Source organism: Streptomyces seoulensis (assembly GCF_022846655.1).
Taxonomy (GTDB): Bacteria; Actinomycetota; Actinomycetes; order Streptomycetales; family Streptomycetaceae; genus Streptomyces.
Genome location: NZ_AP025667.1, coordinates 395381 through 412542 on the forward strand (window position 1 = coordinate 395381; position 17162 = coordinate 412542).

The following is a 17162-nucleotide window of genomic DNA, read 5'->3' on the forward strand; positions in this document are numbered from 1 at the left end:
GGCTAAGCGAGGCCGAGCACACCCACCGTCTGACCGCCGCTCGTCTCACCGGTCGTGCGGAAGCCCAGCCGGCGGTAGAACCCGCCGGGCCCGTCGGCGCCGGGGTGCCAGGTGACGTACAGCTCCCCGCAGCCGCGCCGCCGCAGTTCCGCCGCGACGGATTCCACGGCGAAGCGCCCGAACCCCTTGCCCTGTTCGCCCGCGTCGATGTTCAGCCGCCACAGGCCGGAGCGCCGCACACTCCCGTCGCCGCGCCAGTCGATGTCGAGGAAGGCCATCAGGAAGCCGACCGGACGCTCTCCGTCCAGGACCAGCCGAGGCCAGGCGACGCCCGGCGGGTGCACGTACGCCTCGGCCAGCGAGTGCGCGACCGGCTCGACGGCGTGATCCTGGTCCGGACGCACGCGGATGGCCAGGGCGGTTCCGAGGTTCGCGGATGTGACCTCGGCAAGACGGAGCGACATGCGGGCACCCTACGAAGCCCGCTCCACGTGCACCATCCTTTTACGGCGCGGCACCGCGGCCGCGCCCGCCTCGGTGACGCACTCGGCGCTGACGGGCCAGGCGCGCCCCCAGGTGCCGGTGCGGATGCGCGCCGCCGGTGTCACGGCCGCGGGGACGGCCAGGCAGGGCATCAGCGGCGGGGCGGCGAACACGGCCAGTTCGAAGGCCGGGCGGAGGCGGTCGGGAACGGTCACGCGGGAGGTGACATCCACCGCCCCCGGACGGTTGCGCTCAGCCCAGGTGCCGGTACCGCCCCCGGTAGTACATGAGGGGCCCGCCCTCGGCGCTCGGCACGCGTGCCGTCAGGACGCGGCCGATGACCAGGGTGTGGTCGCCGGCCGGCACCCGTTGCTCGGTGCGGCACTCCAGGGTGGCCAGCGCGTCGGCGATCAGGGGCGCGCCGGTGGCCTCGCCGCGGTCCGGGGCGAGGTCGGCGAAGAGCAGGCGGTCGCTGATGCGGCCCTTCATGGCGAAGCGGCCCGCGATCTGCCGCTGGTTCTCGGCCAGCACGGAGACCGCCCACAGCGGCTGCTCGTCCAGCAGGTCGTCCATGCGGGAGCCGGTGCGCAGGCTGACCAGCACCAGCGGCGGGTCCAGCGAGACCGACATGAAGGCGGTCGCGGTCATGCCGACGTCCTCCGTGCCCGGCGCGTACGGGTCGTCGGGGTCCAGCGGCGGTTCCTGCGCGGTCACCAGCACCACGCCCGCGGCCAGCCGGGACATCGCGGCCCGGAACTCGTCGTCGCTCACCCCCTCAGCATGCACAGAAGCGGCCGTGGCGGTGGGGGAGGGAGGGTTCAGCACGCCGGAAACGCTAATCCCCGGCCCCCGCCCGCCGCATCGGGCCTTGGGCCGAGTCCGGACCTAGGACCGCAGGACCGGACCGACGGCCCCGGAACAGGCCGCCGCCGGTGGACCAGCACAGCGGCATATGCGCAACTTCGCAGCCTTTGCGATCGCGGAACGCAACGGGAAAGTGCGGAAACTGCACTCAATTGTTCAAGTTCTTCTGTGACTTGAGTCACAAGGAGTACGGAATTGTTGACCCTGTGTACCGAGTGAGCAGCGCGCTGTGATTCAGTGGCGGGAAAGCCTGTGGACAGCAGGGGGAGGGCGAGCATGGAGACCGATCAGGAGCCGTACGTCCCTCTGACGTCACTGCGTCAGCTTCACCAGGTCATGGCCGAGATGAACACGGCGCGCAGCCAGGCCGACACCCTGCAGATCGTCGCCGACGGCGCGGTCGGCGCCCTCGGGTACGAGATGGCCTGCGTGAACCTCGTACGCCCCGACGGCGATCTGGTCGTCGCCGCCGTCTCCGGCAACTCCGCCGCCGAAGCCCTCATCACCGGCCGCACCGGCTCCCGCGAGTCCTGGGACCGCCGGCTGGGCATGGGCGAGGTCTGGGGCGACCTGGTGTTCATACCCCACACCGAGGGCTGGGTCCTCGACGACGACGACGTCCCGCAGTGGTACAGCGACGGCCCCGCGCCCCGCTTCCCCGACGAGTGGCACCCCGGCGACCGGCTCTTCGCCCCGATGTACGCCCCCGGCGGCCAGGGCGGCGCCCGCGGCGGACTGCTCGGCGTCATATCCGTCGACCGCCCGATCACCGGACGGCGCCCCGGCGCCTGGGGCCGTGAGGCCCTGCAGATGTACGCCTTCCAGGCCGCCATCGCCATCAGCAACGCCCATCTGCGCGCCAACATGCAGCGCGCCCTGGTCCGCCTGGAGCGCGACCAGCAGGCCCTGCGCGCCAGTGAGGAATCCTTCCGCCAGGCATTCGAGTACGCCCCCTCCGGCATGGCCATCGCCGAGATGGGCGGCGACCAGCACGGCCGCATCCTGCGCACCAACGACGCCCTGTGCCGCCTGCTCGGCCGGCCCGCCTCCGCGATGCGCCGCTACTCCTTCTCCGACCTCGTCCACCCCGAGGACATCGGCACCCTGCTGCGCACCTCCGCCGAGGGCGGCCGGGCCGAGCTGCGGCTCGCCCGGCGCGACGGCAGCTATGTATGGGTGTCGCTGCGCAACTCCGTCGTCGCGGACGCGGCCGACGGCCCGCGCTTCCTGCTCACCCACGTCGAGGACATAGAGGAGCGCAAGCGCCGCGAGCTCCAGCTCGCCCACCGCGCCTCCCACGACTCGCTGACCGGGCTGCCCAACTCCGCCGAGCTGCGGTCCCGGCTCGCCGCCCGGCTGTGCCGCCGCCCGGCCCACCTCGACGCCCTGGAGTCGCTGGACGCCGCCTACGGACACCCGGCCGGGTCCGGTGACGCCCACGGCTTCGACTTCGCGCCCGGCGCGGAGGCGTACGACGCCTTCGACCACCATGTGCACACCGTCGCCCCCGAGCAGGGCCCCGACGACGGCACCAAGGGGCTCGCGGTCCTCTTCTGCGACCTGGACGGCTTCAAGTCGATCAACGACCGCTTCGGGCACAACGCGGGCGACGCGGTCCTCATCGAGGTGGCCCGCAGGCTCAGCGGCGGGGTGCGCGACGGCGACACCGTGGCCCGGCTCGGCGGCGACGAGTTCGTGATCCTCGCCGACGGCCTCGGCCAGGCGGACGCCGCCGACCTCGCGGTGCGGCTGCGCGGCGAGATCATCCAGCCGATCCGGGCCGAGGGCCGGGCGGTCCGGGTGGGCGCCAGCTTCGGCATCGGCTGGGCGCACTGCGGGATGACGGCCGACGAAGTGCTGAAGTCCGCCGACGAGCGGATGTACGTTGAGAAACGATCTCGTCCCAAACAGCATCGGCGTGCCGGGTGAAGTGCAGGTCAGTGCGCTGACAGCGCCGGGCTCTGCGGTTCAGGCGTCCGTTCGGGGGTCCCCCGTCCGAGCGAATCGGGGTGTGCGGGAGGGTAGGCTCGCCATTCCAACCCCGTACCCCGCCCGCCCGCACTTGTTGAGGAGTACCCAGGGATGACGCCCGGCGACAACGGCGCGAGCAAGCCCGAGGAAGACGACCCGTTCGGCTACCTGTACGCCGACGGCCAGGCCAGGGGGGCCCAGCCGCCGTCCGGTGGTTACGGCTATCCCAACGCGGTCAACCGGGTGCGCGCGGTCGGCGAGCGCAAGTACGGCCAGCCGCAGCAGGCCGCTCCGACGCAGGCGGGCGCCTACGGCCAGCCGAACAGCCACTACCAGGCACCGGAGACGATGCCCGGCGGTGCTCCCACGTCCCGGCAGGCCATGCACTCCGGCGGTGGCGGCGGGCGGCGCGGACCCAACACCAAGGGTCTGCTGATCGGTGCCATCGCGGTGGTCGCGGCGGTCGTCATCGGTATCAGCGTGGCGATGCTCAACGGCAAGGACGACGACGGCAAGACCGGGAACCAGGCGGACGCGTCCCCGACCCAGTCGCAGGAGGCCCCGCCGAGCCCGAAGGCGACCAGCACGGCCTCGGCCGGTGAGCTGCCGAAGGCCGACGCGGTCGACGACGCGGTGCAGCTCGCGGGCGGCGCCGCCCCGGCCTCCGCCGTCAAGGGCTCGAAGTCGGCCGGCGGCTCCTACGTGGGCGGCCTGAACCAGGTCGGCGCCTCGGTGACCTGGACGGTGGACGTGCCGAAGTCCGGCAAGTACACGCTGAACGTCAGCTACGGCGTGCCGGGCAAGGACGCGAACGCCACCCTGACGGTGAACGGCACCTCGCAGAACCGTCCGCTGAACCTGTCCAACTTCGCCCATGCCCCCGAGGGCGACTGGGAGCGCGGCTGGACCCACACCTGGGCCAACCTGGAGCTCCAGAAGGGGTCCAACACCGTCAGCATCTCCTGCGGCAACGGCAACCAGTGCGACGTCAACCTGGACCAGTTCTCGCTGGAGTCCGGCTGGCGGTAGGCCGCCGGGTGCCTCCGGGTACCCCTGGGGCCCTGGTGGTACCTACGCCGCCGACTCCTCGTCCGTGACGGTGGTCTGGCCCAGCAGCCGTTCGTAGGCCGCCGGGTCGAACTCCCCCGCCGTGGGCGCCAGTACGGCCGCCGCCGAGAGAGCGGTGGCGCGGGTCAGGCGGGCCGGCCAGGAGTCTCCGTCCACCAGGGCGGAGAGGATGCCCGCGACCGCCGCGTCGCCCGCGCCGGACGGATTGCCGCGCAGGCGGGAGGGCGGGGCCGCGCGCCAGTGGCCCTCGGGGGTCGAGGCCAGCAGACCGTCCGGGCCCAGGGAGGCGACGACCGCCTGGGCGCCCCGGCGGCGGGCGTCGCGGGTGGCGCGGGCCGGCTCGTGGGAGCCGGTGAGTTCCGCCAGTTCCGAGGCGTTGGGCTTGACGATGTCGGGCCGGGCGGCGATCCCGCGCCGCAGCGGCTCCCCGCCCGTGTCCAGCAGCACCGGCACCCCGGCCGACCGGGCCACCCGTATCAGCCCCGCGTACGCGCCGACCGGGACGCCGGGCGGCAGGCTGCCGCACAGGGCGACCGCCGAGGCGTCCGCCAGCAGGGCGTCGTATGCGCGCAGGAAGCCGGCCCACTCGGCCGGGGTGACGTGCGGGCCGGGCTCGTTCAACTGGGTGGTGTCACCGGTCAGTTCGTCCACCACGGCGATCGTGCGGCGGGTCGCCCCGGCCACCGGGACCAGCGCGTCGGTGACCCCGGCGCCGGCCGCGAGCCGCTCGCGCAGCACCTCGCCGGTCGGGCCGCCCGCGAAACCGGTGGCCGTGACCTCGTAGCCGAGCGCGGCGAGCACGCGGGCCACGTTGACGCCCTTGCCGCCGGGCCGCTCCACGACCTCCGACACCCGGTGCTCGGCGTGCGGCCGCAGCGACGTCACGCGGTACGTGATGTCGAGAGCGGTGTTCAGCGTGACCGTGAGGATCAACCGGTCCGACCTCCCTCGATGTGCGTACGCCTCGGTCTCCGGGGCCCCCGATCATGCCAAAGAGACGGCGTCCGGCCCAGTTGAGGACCGGACGCCGTCTGGCGAAGGGGGGTACGGATCAGGGCAGTTGGGGCGCGAGGACCCATTCACCCCGGCGCATGACGCCCTTGAGCGTGAAGTCGGCGTCCAGCAGCACCAGGTCGGCGTCCTTGCCGGGCTCCAGCGAGCCGACCCGGTCCGCCATGCCGAGCAGCCGGGCCGGGTTGGCCGACAGCGCCGCCACCACGTCCGTGACCGGCAGCCCGTCCACGGTGACCGCCCGCTGGAAGGCGCGGTCCAGGGTCAGCGTGGAGCCCGCGATCGAGCCGCCCTCCACCAGCCGGGCCACGCCGCCCTGCACCTCGACCTCCAGCGGGCCGAGCAGATAGCGGCCGTCGCCGGAGCCCGCCGCGTCCATCGCGTCGGTGATGAAGGCGACCCGGCCGGCGCCCGCGTGGTGGAACGCCAACTGGAGTGCGGCCGGGTGCAGATGCGTACCGTCGTTGATCAGCTCGACGGTGACCCGCTCGTCCTCCAGCAGCGCGGTGATGGGGCCGGGGTCGCGGTGCCCGATGGGCGGCATCGCGTTGAAGAGGTGGGTGGCGACGGTGGCGCCCGCGTCGATGGCGGCGACCGTCTGCTCGTAGCTCGCGTCGGTGTGTCCGACGGCCGCGATCACGCCCTGCTCGGCGAGGAGGCGTACGGAGTCGATGCCGCCCGGCAGTTCGGTGGCGAGGGTGACCATCCTGGCGTGGCCGCGCGCGGCGTCGATCAGCTTGCGGACCTCGGCCGGGTCCGGGTCGCGCAGCAGCGCCTCCGAGTGCGCGCCCTTGCGGCACGGGGAGATGAACGGGCCCTCGAAGTGGACACCCGCGATGTCGCCCTGCTCGGCCAGCTCGGCGAGCAGCGCTGCCTGGCGGGCCAGCACGTCCAGGTCGTCGGTGACGGTGGAGGCGACCAGCGTGGTGGTGCCGTGCTCCCGGTGGGTGCGGACGGCGGTGAGCGCGTCCTCGGCGCTGCCGGAGAAGGCGGCTCCGCCGCCGCCGTGGTTGTGCAGGTCCACGAAGCCGGGGACCACCCAGTGGCCGGTCACGTCGAGCACGTCGGCGCCCTCGGGCGCGGCCTGTGCGATCCGGCGGCCGTCGACGGCGACCCGCCCGCCGGGCACCTCGCCGGTGGGCAGCACCACGGTGCCGCCGGTGAGCACCAGCGGACGGCCGCCCGAAGGTGCGCTCTCGTTGGCCATCAGGTGCTTACCTCCGTGGTCTGGGGGGTGATGCTCAGCAGGTCCTGGGCGAGCAGCGCCGCGCCCAGGCATCCGGCGCCGTCGCCGAGGGCGGCCGGGAGGAGGGTGGGCGCGCTCTGGAAGGTGATCCGGCGCTCGATGGCCGCCCGCAGCGGGCCGAACAGCACGTCACCGGCCTCGGCGAGACCGCCGCCGACGATCAGTGTGCCGGGGTCGAGCAGGGTGAGCGCGGTGACGAGGCCGTCGGCGAGCGCGTCCACCGCCTCGGCCCATACGCGCGCGGCGTCCGGGTCCCCGGCGGCGACGGCCCGCGCGCAGTCGGCGGCATCCGCGTCCGCGCCGCCGCCGGCCCCGGCCCAGGCGGTGCCGACGGCCGCCGCGGAGGCGTACCGCTCCAGGCAGCCCGCCTGTCCGCAGGGGCACGGGTCGCCGCCCGGGCGGACGACGATGTGCCCGATCTCCCCGGCGAAGCCGTTCGCGCCCGCCTCGACCCGGCCGGCCAGGCCGATCGCCCCGGCGATCCCGGTGCCCAGCGCCACGAACAGGAAGCGGTCGGCGCCCCGGCCGGCCCCGGCGCGGCCCTCGGCCAGGCCGCCGGTGCGCACGTCGTGGCCGAGGGCCACGGGCATGCCGAGCCGCTCGGCGAGCAGGGCGCGCAGCGGTACGTCGCGCCAGCCGAGGTTGGCGGAGTAGAGGGCGACGCCCCGCGCCTCGTCGACGGTGCCGGGGACGGCCACTCCGGCCGCCAGCGCAGGGGCGCCGAGATGGTCGGCGCCGTGCGCGCGCAGCTCGGCGGCGAAGGCGAGGAGGTTCTCGACGACCGCTTCGGGCCCGCTCTCGCGGCCCGTCGCGCGGCGGGCGTGGTGCAGCACCGCGCCGTCCTCGCCGACGAGCGCGGCCTTCATCGAGGTACCGCCCACGTCCAGGGCGATGACATGTCTCACGGGCCCAGTGTGACCCCCTGACCCGCGAGAGGTCTAGTCCACTTACGTGGTGTAGACCTTATGCGTTCGAAATCGAATGGTCTGACCAAGGGGATAGGGGCTTTGAGGGTGCGTCGGCGTTTGGCAGGAACGATCGCGGTGGTGTCCGCACTGGGCATGACGGCGATGCTCGGCGGCTGTGGGAGCACGGGCTCCTCAGAGGTGACCCTCAAGCTGGTCGCCGCCGACTACGGCGACTCCGCCGCCAACAGCTCCAAGAAGTACTGGGCCGGCCTGGTCGACGCGTACGAGGCGAAGCACCCCGATGTGAAGGTCCAGGTCAGCGTCTACTCCTGGAACGACGTCGACGCCAAGGTCAAGGAGATGGTGGACGGCGGGCACGCCCCCGACATGGCCCAGATCGGCGCGTACGCCGACTACGCGGCCTCGGACAAGCTGTACCCGATGTCCGACACGCTCTCCATCGGCACCCAGGCCGACTTCGTGCCGCAGCTCGCCGAGGCGGGCGACTGGAACCACACGCCGTACGCGATGCCGTTCGCGGCCTCCACCCGCGTGCTCTTCTACAACAAGTCGCTCTTCCAGCAGGCCGGCATCACCCCGCCCAGCACCTGGGACGAACTGGCCGCCGACGCCGAGGCGCTCAAGGCCAAGGGTGTGCAGTACCCCTTCGCGCTGCCGCTCGGCCCGGAGGAGGCGCAGGCCGAGACCATGCAGTGGCTGCTCAGCGGCGGCAGCGGCTACACCGACGACATCGGCACCTACACCATCGACTCGGCGGTGAACGGCGAGACGTTCACCTGGCTCAAGGACGACCTGGTGGGCAAGGGCCTCACCGGGCCCGTCGCCCCCGGCCGCCTCAACCGCGCCACCGCCTTCGCCGCGTTCGCCAACGGCCAGGTCGGCATGCTCAACGGGCACCCCACGCTGATCCGGCAGGCCGAGGCGAAGGGCGTGAAGTTCGGCATGGTCCCGATGCCGGGCCGCACCGGCCGGGCCAGGGCCGCGATGGGCGTCACCGACTGGATGCTGGCCTTCAAGCAGAACGGCCACGCCGCCCAGATCGGCAGCTTCCTCGACTTCGTGTACGACCAGAAGAACGTGCTCGACTTCTCCCGCAAGTACGGCCTGCTGCCCGTCACCACCTCCGCCTCCGAGGTGATGAGCCAGTCGAAGGCGTCCACCGACGTCCCGCTGCACGCCTTCCTGGAGCAGATGCCGACCGCCGAGCAGTACCCGGTGAACAAGACCTCCTGGGCGGCGGTCAGCGCGGCCGTGAAGAAGGACATCGGGCAGGCGGTCTCCCCCACGGGCAGCCCCGCGGGCGTCCTCACCCGGCTCCAGGCCGCCGCCACGGCGGCCGACAGCTCCGCCATGTCCCAGGGCTGAGCGGGCTGTCGGCGGCCGGGGTTACGGTTGCCGACATGGAACTCGGCAGCCGTGAGAAGGCGATCCTCGCGCTGGAGCGCCGGGGCTTTCCCGGCCCCGGCGCGAAGGAGCGCGCCATCCGCGAGCAGCTCGGCCTCGCCCCGGTCCGCTACTACCAGCTCCTCAACGCCCTCCTGGACGACGAGCGCGCCCTCGCCCACGACCCGGTGACCGTCAACCGCCTGCGCCGGGTCCGCGAGACGAGACGGTCCGAACGCTGAGGCGTGAGGTCGCCCCGGCGCGGATAGTGTCGCCCTATGGGCATCCCTGATAAGGACTCCGCCACCACTCCCGAGGACCACCCGCTGCCGGTCCCGGTGACCCAGGCAGGCCGCGACGGTCTGCGGGGGCTGCTGGACCGGCCGCGCACCGCCGTGATCGGCCTGGACTTCGACGGCACGCTGGCCCCCATCGTCGCCGACCCCGACCAGGCCCGCGCCCACCCCGGCGCCGTGCCCGCGCTCGCCGCCCTCGCGCCGAAGGTGGCCTCCGTCGCGGTGGTCACCGGCCGCCCCGCCGGGGTCGCCGTCCGCCACGGCGGCTTCGCCGGGGTCCCGGGCCTGGAACACCTGGTCGTCCTCGGCCACTACGGCGCCGAGCGCTGGGACGCCGCGACCGGCACCGTCACCGCGCCCGCCCCGCACCCCGGCATCGCCGCGGTCCGCGCGGAACTCCCCGGAGTCCTCGACCGGGCCGGTGCCTGGCCCGGCACCTGGATCGAGGAGAAGGGCCGCGCGGTCGCCGTCCACACCCGCCGCGCCGAGGACCCCGAAGCCGCCTTCGACACCCTCCGCGCCCCCCTCACCGACCTCGCCACCCGCCACGGCCTCATCGTCGAACCCGGCCGCCTCGTCCTCGAACTCCGCCCGCCCGGCATGGACAAGGGCGTGGCCCTCCTGGACCACCTCCGCGCCACCGGCGCCGAATCCGTCCTGTACGCCGGCGACGACCTCGGCGACCTCCCCGCCTTCGCGGCCCTCGAAAAACTCCGCTCCGACGGAGTCCCCGCCCTCCTGGTCTGCAGCGGCAGCACAGAGGTGACGGAACTGGCCGAGCGTGCGGACCTGGTGGTGGACGGGCCTGGGGGAGTGGTGGAGCTGCTGGAGAGCCTCGCGGCCCACACCGGCTGAGACCTGTGGCCTCATCCTGATGAGGGATGAGGCCACGGAAGGTCCTTCGCCGCTGAAGGAGTTCAGCCCCGCAGCGCGTCCAACTGGTCCAGGAACCACTTGGTTGGGGGCAGGGCGGTCGCCGCTGTCGCCAAGTGCTTCGAGCGTTCGGAGCGGTCCGTCTCCGGGAGGGTCAGGGCCTCGTGGAGGGCTTCCGCCGTGCCGACGATGTCGTACGGGTTGACCGTGATCGCGTGCTCGGCGAGTTCCTCGTAGGCGCCCGCCTCGCGGGACAGGACCAGGGCGACACCCTCGTCCGACACGACCGGGACCTCCTTGGCCACCAGGTTCATGCCGTCGCGGATGGGGTTCACGAGGGCCACGTCGGCCAGGCGGTACGCGGCCAGGGAGCGGGCGAAGTCGTCGTCGAGGTGGAGGAGGACCGGGGTCCAACCGGGCGTGCCGTACTCGGAGTTGATCTCCTCCGCGACCCGGCGTACCTCCTCCATGTAGGAGCGGTACAGGGCGAGGTCCTGGCGGGAGGGGTAGGCGAAGGCCACGTGGACCACGCGCTCGCGCCACTCCGGGTGGTCCTCCAGCAGGCGGCGGTACGCCAGCAGGCCGCGCACGATGTTCTTGGACAGCTCGGTGCGGTCCACGCGGACGATCGTCCGGCGCCCCTCGCCGATCTCCTCCCGCAGCAGCGCCATCCGCTCGTCCACGTCCGCCCGGTGCGCCCGCTCCCGCAGGAAGTCCGCGTCCGCGCCCAGCCCGTGCACCCCGATCTCCGTGCCGGAGGGGATGCCGGGGCCCAGTACCGCGTGACAGCAGTCGGTGAACGCGTCCGCCCAGCGCCGGGTCAGGAAGGCGGCCCGGTCCGCGCCCAGGATGCCGGTCAGCAGCTCGGCCGCGATGTCGTCCGGGAGCAGGCGGAAGTAGTCCGGCGGCGCCCAGGGGGTGTGCGAGAAGTGCCCGATGCGCAGGTCGGGGCGGAGCTTGCGCAGCATCCGGGGGGCCAGCGCCAGGTGGTAGTCCTGGATCAGCACCGCCGCCCCCGGCGCCGCCTCCTCGGCCAGCGCCTCGGCGAACGCCTGGTTGTAGGCGCGGTACGCGTCCCACTGCCGGCGGAAATCCGCGTCGAAGACCGGCTCCAGCGGCGTCTGGTACATCATGTGGTGCACGAACCACAGCGCCGAGTTGGCGATGCCGTTGTACGCGTCGGCGTAGACCTGCGCGTCGATGTCCAGCATCCGCACCCGCTGACCGCCGGTGTCCTCGGCCGGCAGCAGCGCGCCGTCCGCGCGCCGCACCGCCTCCCGGTCACCGTCGCCGAGCGCGGCGCACACCCACACCGCGTCGGTGTCCGGGCCGATCGCCGACAGACCGGAGACGAGACCGCCGCCGCCCCGCCGGGAGCTCAGCGCCCCGTCCGGACCCACCGTGTACGAAACCGGGCCGCGATTGGACGCGACCAGCACCTCGGCACCCTGCGTTGAAGCCATGGTCCTCAACCTAGCCCGGCCCACAAACGCTCAAACGTACGCACGACCGGTGAGGCGACCGTATACGGCCCGGCTCACGCCACCCTCCGCGCCGCGTACTCCGCGATCTCCGCCATCGGCGGCCGCTCCTCGGTGTCCACCGAATACGTACGCGGCTCGAAACCCTCCACCCCCCGCTCGAACTGGGTCAGCGCCGGCCGCACCAGGTGCCCGCGCGCGAGCCGGAGCTGCGCGGTGCGGTAGATCGCCGCCGCCATCCGCCCGAGCGCCTGCCCGTCCTGGTGCCGGTGCTTGCGCACCCCCACGTCCACCTGGGCCAGCGCGTCCAGCCCGACCAGATGCAGCGAGTCCACCAGCATCCCCAGCTCGACCCCGTACCCCACCGGGAACGGCAGCCGCTCCAGCAGCGAGCGGCGGGCCGCGTACTCCCCGCCCAGCGGCTGCACGAACCCCGCGAGCTGCGGCCAGTGCATGTTCAGCAGCGGGCGCGCCATCAGCTCGGTCACCCGGCCGCCCTGCCCGGCAGCCCCGCCCAGCGGACGGTCGTACATCGCCTTGACCAGGTCGATCCCCGGATCGGTGAGCAGCGGGCCCACGATGCCGAGGACGAAGTCGGAGGAGAACTCCTTCAGGTCGGCGTCCACGAAGGCCACGACGTCCCCGCTGGTCGCCAGCAGGGAGCGCCACAGCACCTCGCCCTTGCCGGGCACGGCGGGCAGCCGGGGCAGGATCTCGTCCCGGTGCACGACCCGCGCGCCCGCGGCGGCCGCCACCTCGGCGGTCGCGTCGGTGGACCCGGAGTCCACCACGACTATCTCGTCCACCAGCGGCGCCTGGGAGACCAGGTCGTGCCGGATCACGGAGACGATCTCCCCGACCGTCTCCTCCTCGTTCAGCGCGGGCAGCACCACGGACACGCGCTGCCCGGAGCGCTGCTTGGCGGCCAGGACGCGGTGCAGCGGGCGGTCGGCCACGGACCAGGAGCGGGTGGCCAGCCAGCGTTCGGTTTCTTCCAGCATGGTCTGCGGCTCCTCACTGTGGGGACGTGTCTGCACGGACGGCCGGTGCGGCCGGTGCCGGGGCCGGTCCCCGCCTGATCCATCTCGCGGTTCGGACGACACCTTCAACTCTCCTGGCCTTCGGTTACAGTCTTGAACAACGCCGATGACCATCGCATGTCGAGGCCAGATGGCGTTCACAACCGAATACCGCTCATCCAGAGGGGCAGAGGGAAACGGCCCGATGAAGCCCCGGCAACCCTCCAGCCGGTCTCCCGTGCGCGACACACCGCCGCACGCGCGAGGCTCCCGGCTAGGGAAGGTGCCAAATCCGTCTCACGGCGAGATGCGTCGTGAGGAAGATGAGGAGAAAGGGCCTCGCCTCCATGGCTGTGCAGACCGTCGCCACCCCCACCGTAGATCTCGGCCCCGCCGCCGCGCTGAGCTGTCGCGAGTGCGGACACCGCGTCCCGCTCGGCCCCGTCTTCGCCTGCGAGGAATGCTTCGGGCCGCTGGAGATCGCCTACGACTTCTCCGCGTACGACACCGAGAAGCTCCGGACGCGCATCGAGTCCGGCCCGGCGAACATCTGGCGCTACGCCCCGCTGCTGCCCGTCCCCGCCGACGTGGCCGGCAAGCCGAACCTCAACCCCGGCTGGACCCCGCTGGTCAAGGCCGACCGCCTGGCGGCCGAACTCGGCGTCACCGGCGGGCTGTTCGTGAAGGACGACTCCGGCAACCCGACGCACTCCTTCAAGGACCGCGTCGTCGCCCAGGCGCTGGAGGCCGCCCGCGCCTTCGGCTTCACCACCCTCTCCTGCTCCTCCACCGGCAACCTGGCCGGCGCGGTCGGCGCAGCCGCCGCCCGCGCGGGCCTGCGCTCGTGCGTGTTCATCCCGCACGACCTGGAGCAGGGCAAGGTCGTCATGGCCGCCGTCTACGGCGGCGAGCTGGTCGGCATCGAGGGCAACTACGACGACGTGAACCGCTTCTGCTCCGAGCTGATCGGCGACCCGGCCGGCGAGGGCTGGGGCTTCGTCAACGTCAACCTCCGGCCGTACTACGCCGAGGGCTCCAAGACGCTGGCGTACGAGATCTGCGAGCAGCTCGGCTGGAAGCTGCCCGACCAGCTCGTGGTGCCGATCGCCTCCGGCTCCCAGCTCACCAAGATCGACAAGGGGCTGAAGGAGCTGATCGCGCTCGGCCTGGTCGAGGACAGGCCGTACAAGATCTTCGGCGCCCAGGCGGAGGGCTGCTCGCCGGTGTCGGCCGCGTACAAGGCGGGCCACGACGTGGTGCGGCCCCAGAAGCCGGACACCATCGCCAAGTCCCTCGCCATCGGCAACCCGGCGGACGGGCCGTACGTGCTGGACATCGCGCGCCGGACCGGGGGCGCGGTGGAGGATGTGACGGACCCGCAGATCGTGGACGCCATCAAGCTGCTGGCCCGCACCGAGGGCATCTTCGCCGAGACGGCGGGCGGGGTGACGGTCGGCGTCACCCGCAAGCTGATCGAATCCGGTGCGCTGGACCCCTCGCTCACCACCGTCGTCCTCAACACCGGCGACGGCCTCAAGACCCTGGACGCGGTCGCCGGCACCGGTCTGACCGCGACCATCCGCCCGAACCTGGACTCCTTCCGAGAGGCTGGCCTCGCATGAGCGTGACCGTTCGCATCCCGACCATCCTGCGTACCTACACCGGCGGCCAGGCCGAGGTCCCCGCCGAGGGCGGCACGCTCGCGGAGGTCATCGAGGACCTGGAGAAGCACCACACGGGCATCGCCGCACGCGTGCTGGACGACCAGGGCAAGCTGCGCCGTTTCGTGAATGTGTACGTCAATGACGACGACGTGCGTTTCGAGGGCGGACTTCAGGCCGCCACCCCCGACGGTGCGGGTGTCTCCATCATTCCGGCGGTCGCCGGCGGCTGAGAATTACCTTGGGTAACCACGGTTACCCGCTGTTCATCGAATGGCCTTCTCCGTAAGAGAAACGGAGGAGGCCATTCTGTGTGATTGAGCGCGGTAGAGTTGGGGAACGCGCTCCCGGTCCGGTGGATCGGAGCCCTGGATTCATGCCGCAGGCCCGACAAGAAACAGCCAAAATGCGCGGGTAATGTGCGGCTTTTGTTGCTTTTATGGGGCCCGACTTGCCCCTGATTCGGCCGACTTCGCGGCAGATTCCGGACTGCGCCCGTCCGGAATTCTCGTCCGATTGACCTGTTGCAGACGGCAGTTGGACAGATACATTCAGCCGCGGTCGACGCGTTCCGGCGCACGCCCCCGACAGTTCGGGGGGCGAGGTCTGACCCAGGTCCGCGAGGTGTGGATCTGCGCAAGGGCCAGTAATAGGGGAGTTAGCCATGGCTCAGGGCACCGTCAAGTGGTTCAACGCGGAGAAGGGGTACGGCTTCATCGCGGTCGACGGTGGTGCGGACGTCTTCGTCCACTACAGCGCGATTCAGATGGACGGCTACCGCAGCCTGGAAGAGGGTCAGCGGGTCGAGTTCGAGATCTCGCAGGGTCAGAAGGGCCCGCAGGCCGACATGGTTCGCGTCACCGCCTGAACGTCTCCAGCAGAGCGCAGGGCCCGCACCGGCACAGGGTGCGGGCCCTTCGTCCTGTTAAGTCCCGTCCTGATCCCCCGAAGGCGCTTGCACTCGCCCTGGGTGAGTGCTAATCATTGCGTTAGCACTCTGAAGGTGAGAGTGACAACGAAGGACCGGGTCGGTGAGGCCCGCAGACCGGGTGGGGCAAGGAACCACGAGGTCGGCGAGCCGTCCGTCGCGGGCGCGGGCGCGGTCCGAAGGAATCACCCCCAGTCCTGGAGGGACCACTTCACATGGCCAAGATCATCGCGTTCGACGAGGAGGCGCGGCGCGGCCTCGAGCGCGGCATGAACCAGCTCGCGGACGCCGTCAAGGTGACGCTCGGCCCCAAGGGCCGCAACGTCGTCCTCGAGAAGAAGTGGGGCGCCCCCACGATCACCAACGATGGTGTCTCCATCGCCAAGGAGATCGAGCTCGAGGACCCGTACGAGAAGATCGGCGCCGAGCTGGTCAAGGAAGTCGCCAAGAAGACGGACGACGTCGCCGGCGACGGTACGACCACCGCGACCGTGCTGGCCCAGGCCCTGGTCAAGGAAGGTCTGCGCAACGTCGCCGCGGGTGCCAACCCGATGGCGCTGAAGCGCGGTATCGAGAAGGCCGTCGAGGCCGTCTCCGCCGCCCTGCTGGAGCAGGCCAAGGATGTCGAGACCAAGGAGCAGATCGCTTCCACGGCCTCCATCTCCGCCGCCGACACCCAGATCGGTGACCTCATCGCCGAGGCCATGGACAAGGTCGGCAAGGAAGGCGTCATCACCGTCGAGGAGTCGCAGACCTTCGGTCTCGAGCTCGAGCTCACCGAGGGCATGCGCTTCGACAAGGGCTACATCTCGGCGTACTTCGCCACCGACATGGAGCGTATGGAGGCCGTCCTCGACGACCCGTACATCCTGATCGCCAACTCCAAGATCTCCTCGGTCAAGGACCTGCTCCCGCTGCTGGAGAAGGTCATGCAGTCGGGCAAGCCGCTGCTGATCATCGCCGAGGACGTCGAGGGCGAGGCCCTGTCGACCCTGGTCGTCAACAAGATCCGCGGCACCTTCAAGTCCGTCGCCGTCAAGGCTCCGGGCTTCGGTGACCGCCGCAAGGCCATGCTCGGCGACATCGCCATCCTCACCGGTGGCGAGGTCATCTCCGAGGAGGTCGGTCTCAAGCTCGAGAACGCCTCCCTGGACCTGCTGGGCCGTGCCCGCAAGGTCGTCGTCACCAAGGACGAGACCACGATCGTCGACGGCGCCGGCTCCTCGGAGCAGGTGCAGGGTCGCGTGAACCAGATCCGCGCCGAGATCGAGAACAGCGACTCGGACTACGACCGCGAGAAGCTCCAGGAGCGCCTGGCGAAGCTCGCGGGCGGCGTGGCGGTCATCAAGGCCGGTGCCGCCACCGAGGTGGAGCTCAAGGAGCGCAAGCACCGCATCGAGGACGCCGTGCGCAACGCCAAGGCGGCCGTCGAGGAGGGCATCGTCGCCGGTGGTGGCGTGGCCCTGCTGCAGGCCGGCCAGGTCTTCGACAAGCTCGAGCTGTCGGGCGACGAGGCGACCGGTGCCAACGCGGTGAAGCTCGCGCTGGAGGCCCCGCTCAAGCAGATCGCCGTCAACGGTGGTCTCGAGGGTGGCGTCGTCGTGGAGAAGGTCCGCAACCTCCCCGTCGGCAACGGCCTGAACGCCGCGACCGGTGAGTACGTCGACATGATCGCCGAGGGCATCATCGACCCGGCGAAGGTGACGCGTTCCGCCCTGCAGAACGCGGCCTCCATCGCCGCGCTGTTCCTCACCACCGAGGCCGTCATCGCCGACAAGCCGGAGAAGGCCGCCGCGGCCGCTCCGGGCGGCATGCCGGGCGGTGACATGGACTTCTGATCCTTCCGGATCAACTGTCCTTTTCCGGGGCGGCACTTCCCTCACGGGGGGTGCCGCCCTCGGGCGTTTTCCGGGGCCTCGGCCGCGGGTGAAGCTGTAGGTGCGTGCCTC

General features: G+C 71.8%; 17 protein-coding genes and 1 riboswitch. Of the genes, 9 read left to right on the forward strand and 8 right to left on the reverse strand.

The window, feature by feature from the left end; all coding sequences use genetic code 11:
- Positions 1-2: 2 nt before the first annotated feature.
- Genes HEK131_RS01940 through HEK131_RS01950 form a run of 3 tightly spaced genes read right to left on the reverse strand, consistent with a single transcriptional unit; the run spans position 3 to position 1308 of the window.
- Entirely contained in the window at positions 3-464 is a 462-nt protein-coding gene (locus HEK131_RS01940; protein WP_244333448.1) for a GNAT family N-acetyltransferase, read from the reverse strand.
- 9 nt (positions 465-473) lie between these two features.
- Positions 474-698: a hypothetical protein gene (locus HEK131_RS01945; protein ID WP_217461374.1), complete on the reverse strand. Its 225-nt coding sequence runs from the start codon at positions 696-698 to the stop codon at positions 474-476.
- A gap of 37 nt (positions 699-735) precedes the next feature.
- Positions 736-1308, reverse strand: a complete 573-nt coding sequence (locus tag HEK131_RS01950; protein WP_244333449.1) for a flavin reductase family protein — start codon at positions 1306-1308, stop codon at positions 736-738.
- A 315-nt stretch (positions 1309-1623) separates the two neighbouring features.
- On the opposite strand from HEK131_RS01950, the gene cdgB reads away from it, so the two are divergent.
- Both cdgB and HEK131_RS01960 read left to right on the forward strand, forming a co-directional pair.
- Entirely contained in the window at positions 1624-3276 is a 1653-nt protein-coding gene (gene cdgB, locus HEK131_RS01955) for a diguanylate cyclase CdgB (protein ID WP_244333450.1), read from the forward strand.
- 153 nt (positions 3277-3429) lie between these two features.
- Positions 3430-4347 carry a CBM35 domain-containing protein gene (locus HEK131_RS01960; RefSeq protein WP_217461372.1) on the forward strand — a complete coding sequence of 306 codons (918 nt, stop codon included), beginning with the start codon at positions 3430-3432 and terminating at the stop codon, positions 4345-4347.
- Between the two features lie 42 nt (positions 4348-4389).
- Here the strand turns inward: HEK131_RS01960 and HEK131_RS01965 are convergent, their stop codons facing one another.
- The 3 genes from HEK131_RS01965 to HEK131_RS01975 form a co-directional block, all read right to left on the reverse strand.
- Positions 4390-5319 carry a 1-phosphofructokinase family hexose kinase gene (locus HEK131_RS01965; RefSeq protein WP_244333451.1) on the reverse strand — a complete coding sequence of 310 codons (930 nt, stop codon included), beginning with the start codon at positions 5317-5319 and terminating at the stop codon, positions 4390-4392.
- A gap of 118 nt (positions 5320-5437) precedes the next feature.
- Positions 5438-6604 (reverse strand): N-acetylglucosamine-6-phosphate deacetylase, encoded by a 1167-nt coding sequence (gene nagA / locus HEK131_RS01970; RefSeq protein ID WP_217461370.1) that lies wholly within the window; start codon positions 6602-6604, stop codon positions 5438-5440.
- Positions 6604-7548 (reverse strand): ROK family protein, encoded by a 945-nt coding sequence (locus tag HEK131_RS01975; protein ID WP_244333452.1) that lies wholly within the window; start codon positions 7546-7548, stop codon positions 6604-6606. The genes nagA and HEK131_RS01975 overlap by 1 nt, the downstream gene beginning before the upstream one ends.
- Positions 7549-7686: 138 nt before the next feature.
- Here HEK131_RS01975 and HEK131_RS01980 point away from each other — a divergent pair, with 138 nt between their 5' ends.
- The 3 genes from HEK131_RS01980 to otsB are packed head-to-tail and all read left to right on the forward strand — an operon-like array spanning position 7687 to position 10106.
- Positions 7687-8937, forward strand: a complete 1251-nt coding sequence (locus tag HEK131_RS01980; RefSeq protein WP_244333453.1) for an extracellular solute-binding protein — start codon at positions 7687-7689, stop codon at positions 8935-8937.
- 35 nt (positions 8938-8972) lie between these two features.
- Positions 8973-9197: a DUF3263 domain-containing protein gene (locus tag HEK131_RS01985; protein ID WP_031184034.1), complete on the forward strand. Its 225-nt coding sequence runs from the start codon at positions 8973-8975 to the stop codon at positions 9195-9197.
- A 36-nt stretch (positions 9198-9233) separates the two neighbouring features.
- Positions 9234-10106: a trehalose-phosphatase gene (gene otsB, locus HEK131_RS01990; protein WP_244333454.1), complete on the forward strand. Its 873-nt coding sequence runs from the start codon at positions 9234-9236 to the stop codon at positions 10104-10106.
- Between the two features lie 62 nt (positions 10107-10168).
- Here otsB and HEK131_RS01995 read toward each other — a convergent pair whose 3' ends face one another.
- Positions 10169-11587 (reverse strand): alpha,alpha-trehalose-phosphate synthase (UDP-forming), encoded by a 1419-nt coding sequence (locus tag HEK131_RS01995; protein ID WP_244333455.1) that lies wholly within the window; start codon positions 11585-11587, stop codon positions 10169-10171.
- Between the two features lie 74 nt (positions 11588-11661).
- Positions 11662-12606, reverse strand: a complete 945-nt coding sequence (locus HEK131_RS02000) for a glucosyl-3-phosphoglycerate synthase (protein ID WP_217461366.1) — start codon at positions 12604-12606, stop codon at positions 11662-11664.
- 190 nt (positions 12607-12796) lie between these two features.
- A riboswitch (SAM riboswitch) is annotated at positions 12797-12954 on the forward strand.
- Between the two features lie 17 nt (positions 12955-12971).
- Here HEK131_RS02000 and thrC point away from each other — a divergent pair.
- The 4 genes from thrC to groL all read left to right on the forward strand — a co-directional run bounded on the left by thrC (position 12972) and on the right by groL (position 17051).
- Complete coding sequence (gene thrC / locus HEK131_RS02005) at positions 12972-14246, forward strand: threonine synthase (RefSeq protein WP_217461365.1); 1275 nt, start codon at positions 12972-12974, stop codon at positions 14244-14246.
- Complete coding sequence (locus HEK131_RS02010) at positions 14243-14518, forward strand: MoaD/ThiS family protein (protein ID WP_161149178.1); 276 nt, start codon at positions 14243-14245, stop codon at positions 14516-14518. The genes thrC and HEK131_RS02010 overlap by 4 nt, the downstream gene beginning before the upstream one ends.
- Before the next feature lie 431 nt (positions 14519-14949).
- A complete protein-coding gene (locus tag HEK131_RS02015; RefSeq protein WP_009189266.1) occupies positions 14950-15153 on the forward strand; it encodes a cold-shock protein in 204 nt (67 codons plus the stop codon).
- Positions 15154-15428: 275 nt separating this feature from the next.
- The gene (gene groL / locus HEK131_RS02020; protein WP_217461364.1) at positions 15429-17051 is read left to right on the forward strand and encodes a chaperonin GroEL; all 1623 of its coding nucleotides are present in this window, start codon (positions 15429-15431) and stop codon (positions 17049-17051) included.
- Positions 17052-17162 lie beyond the last annotated feature (111 nt).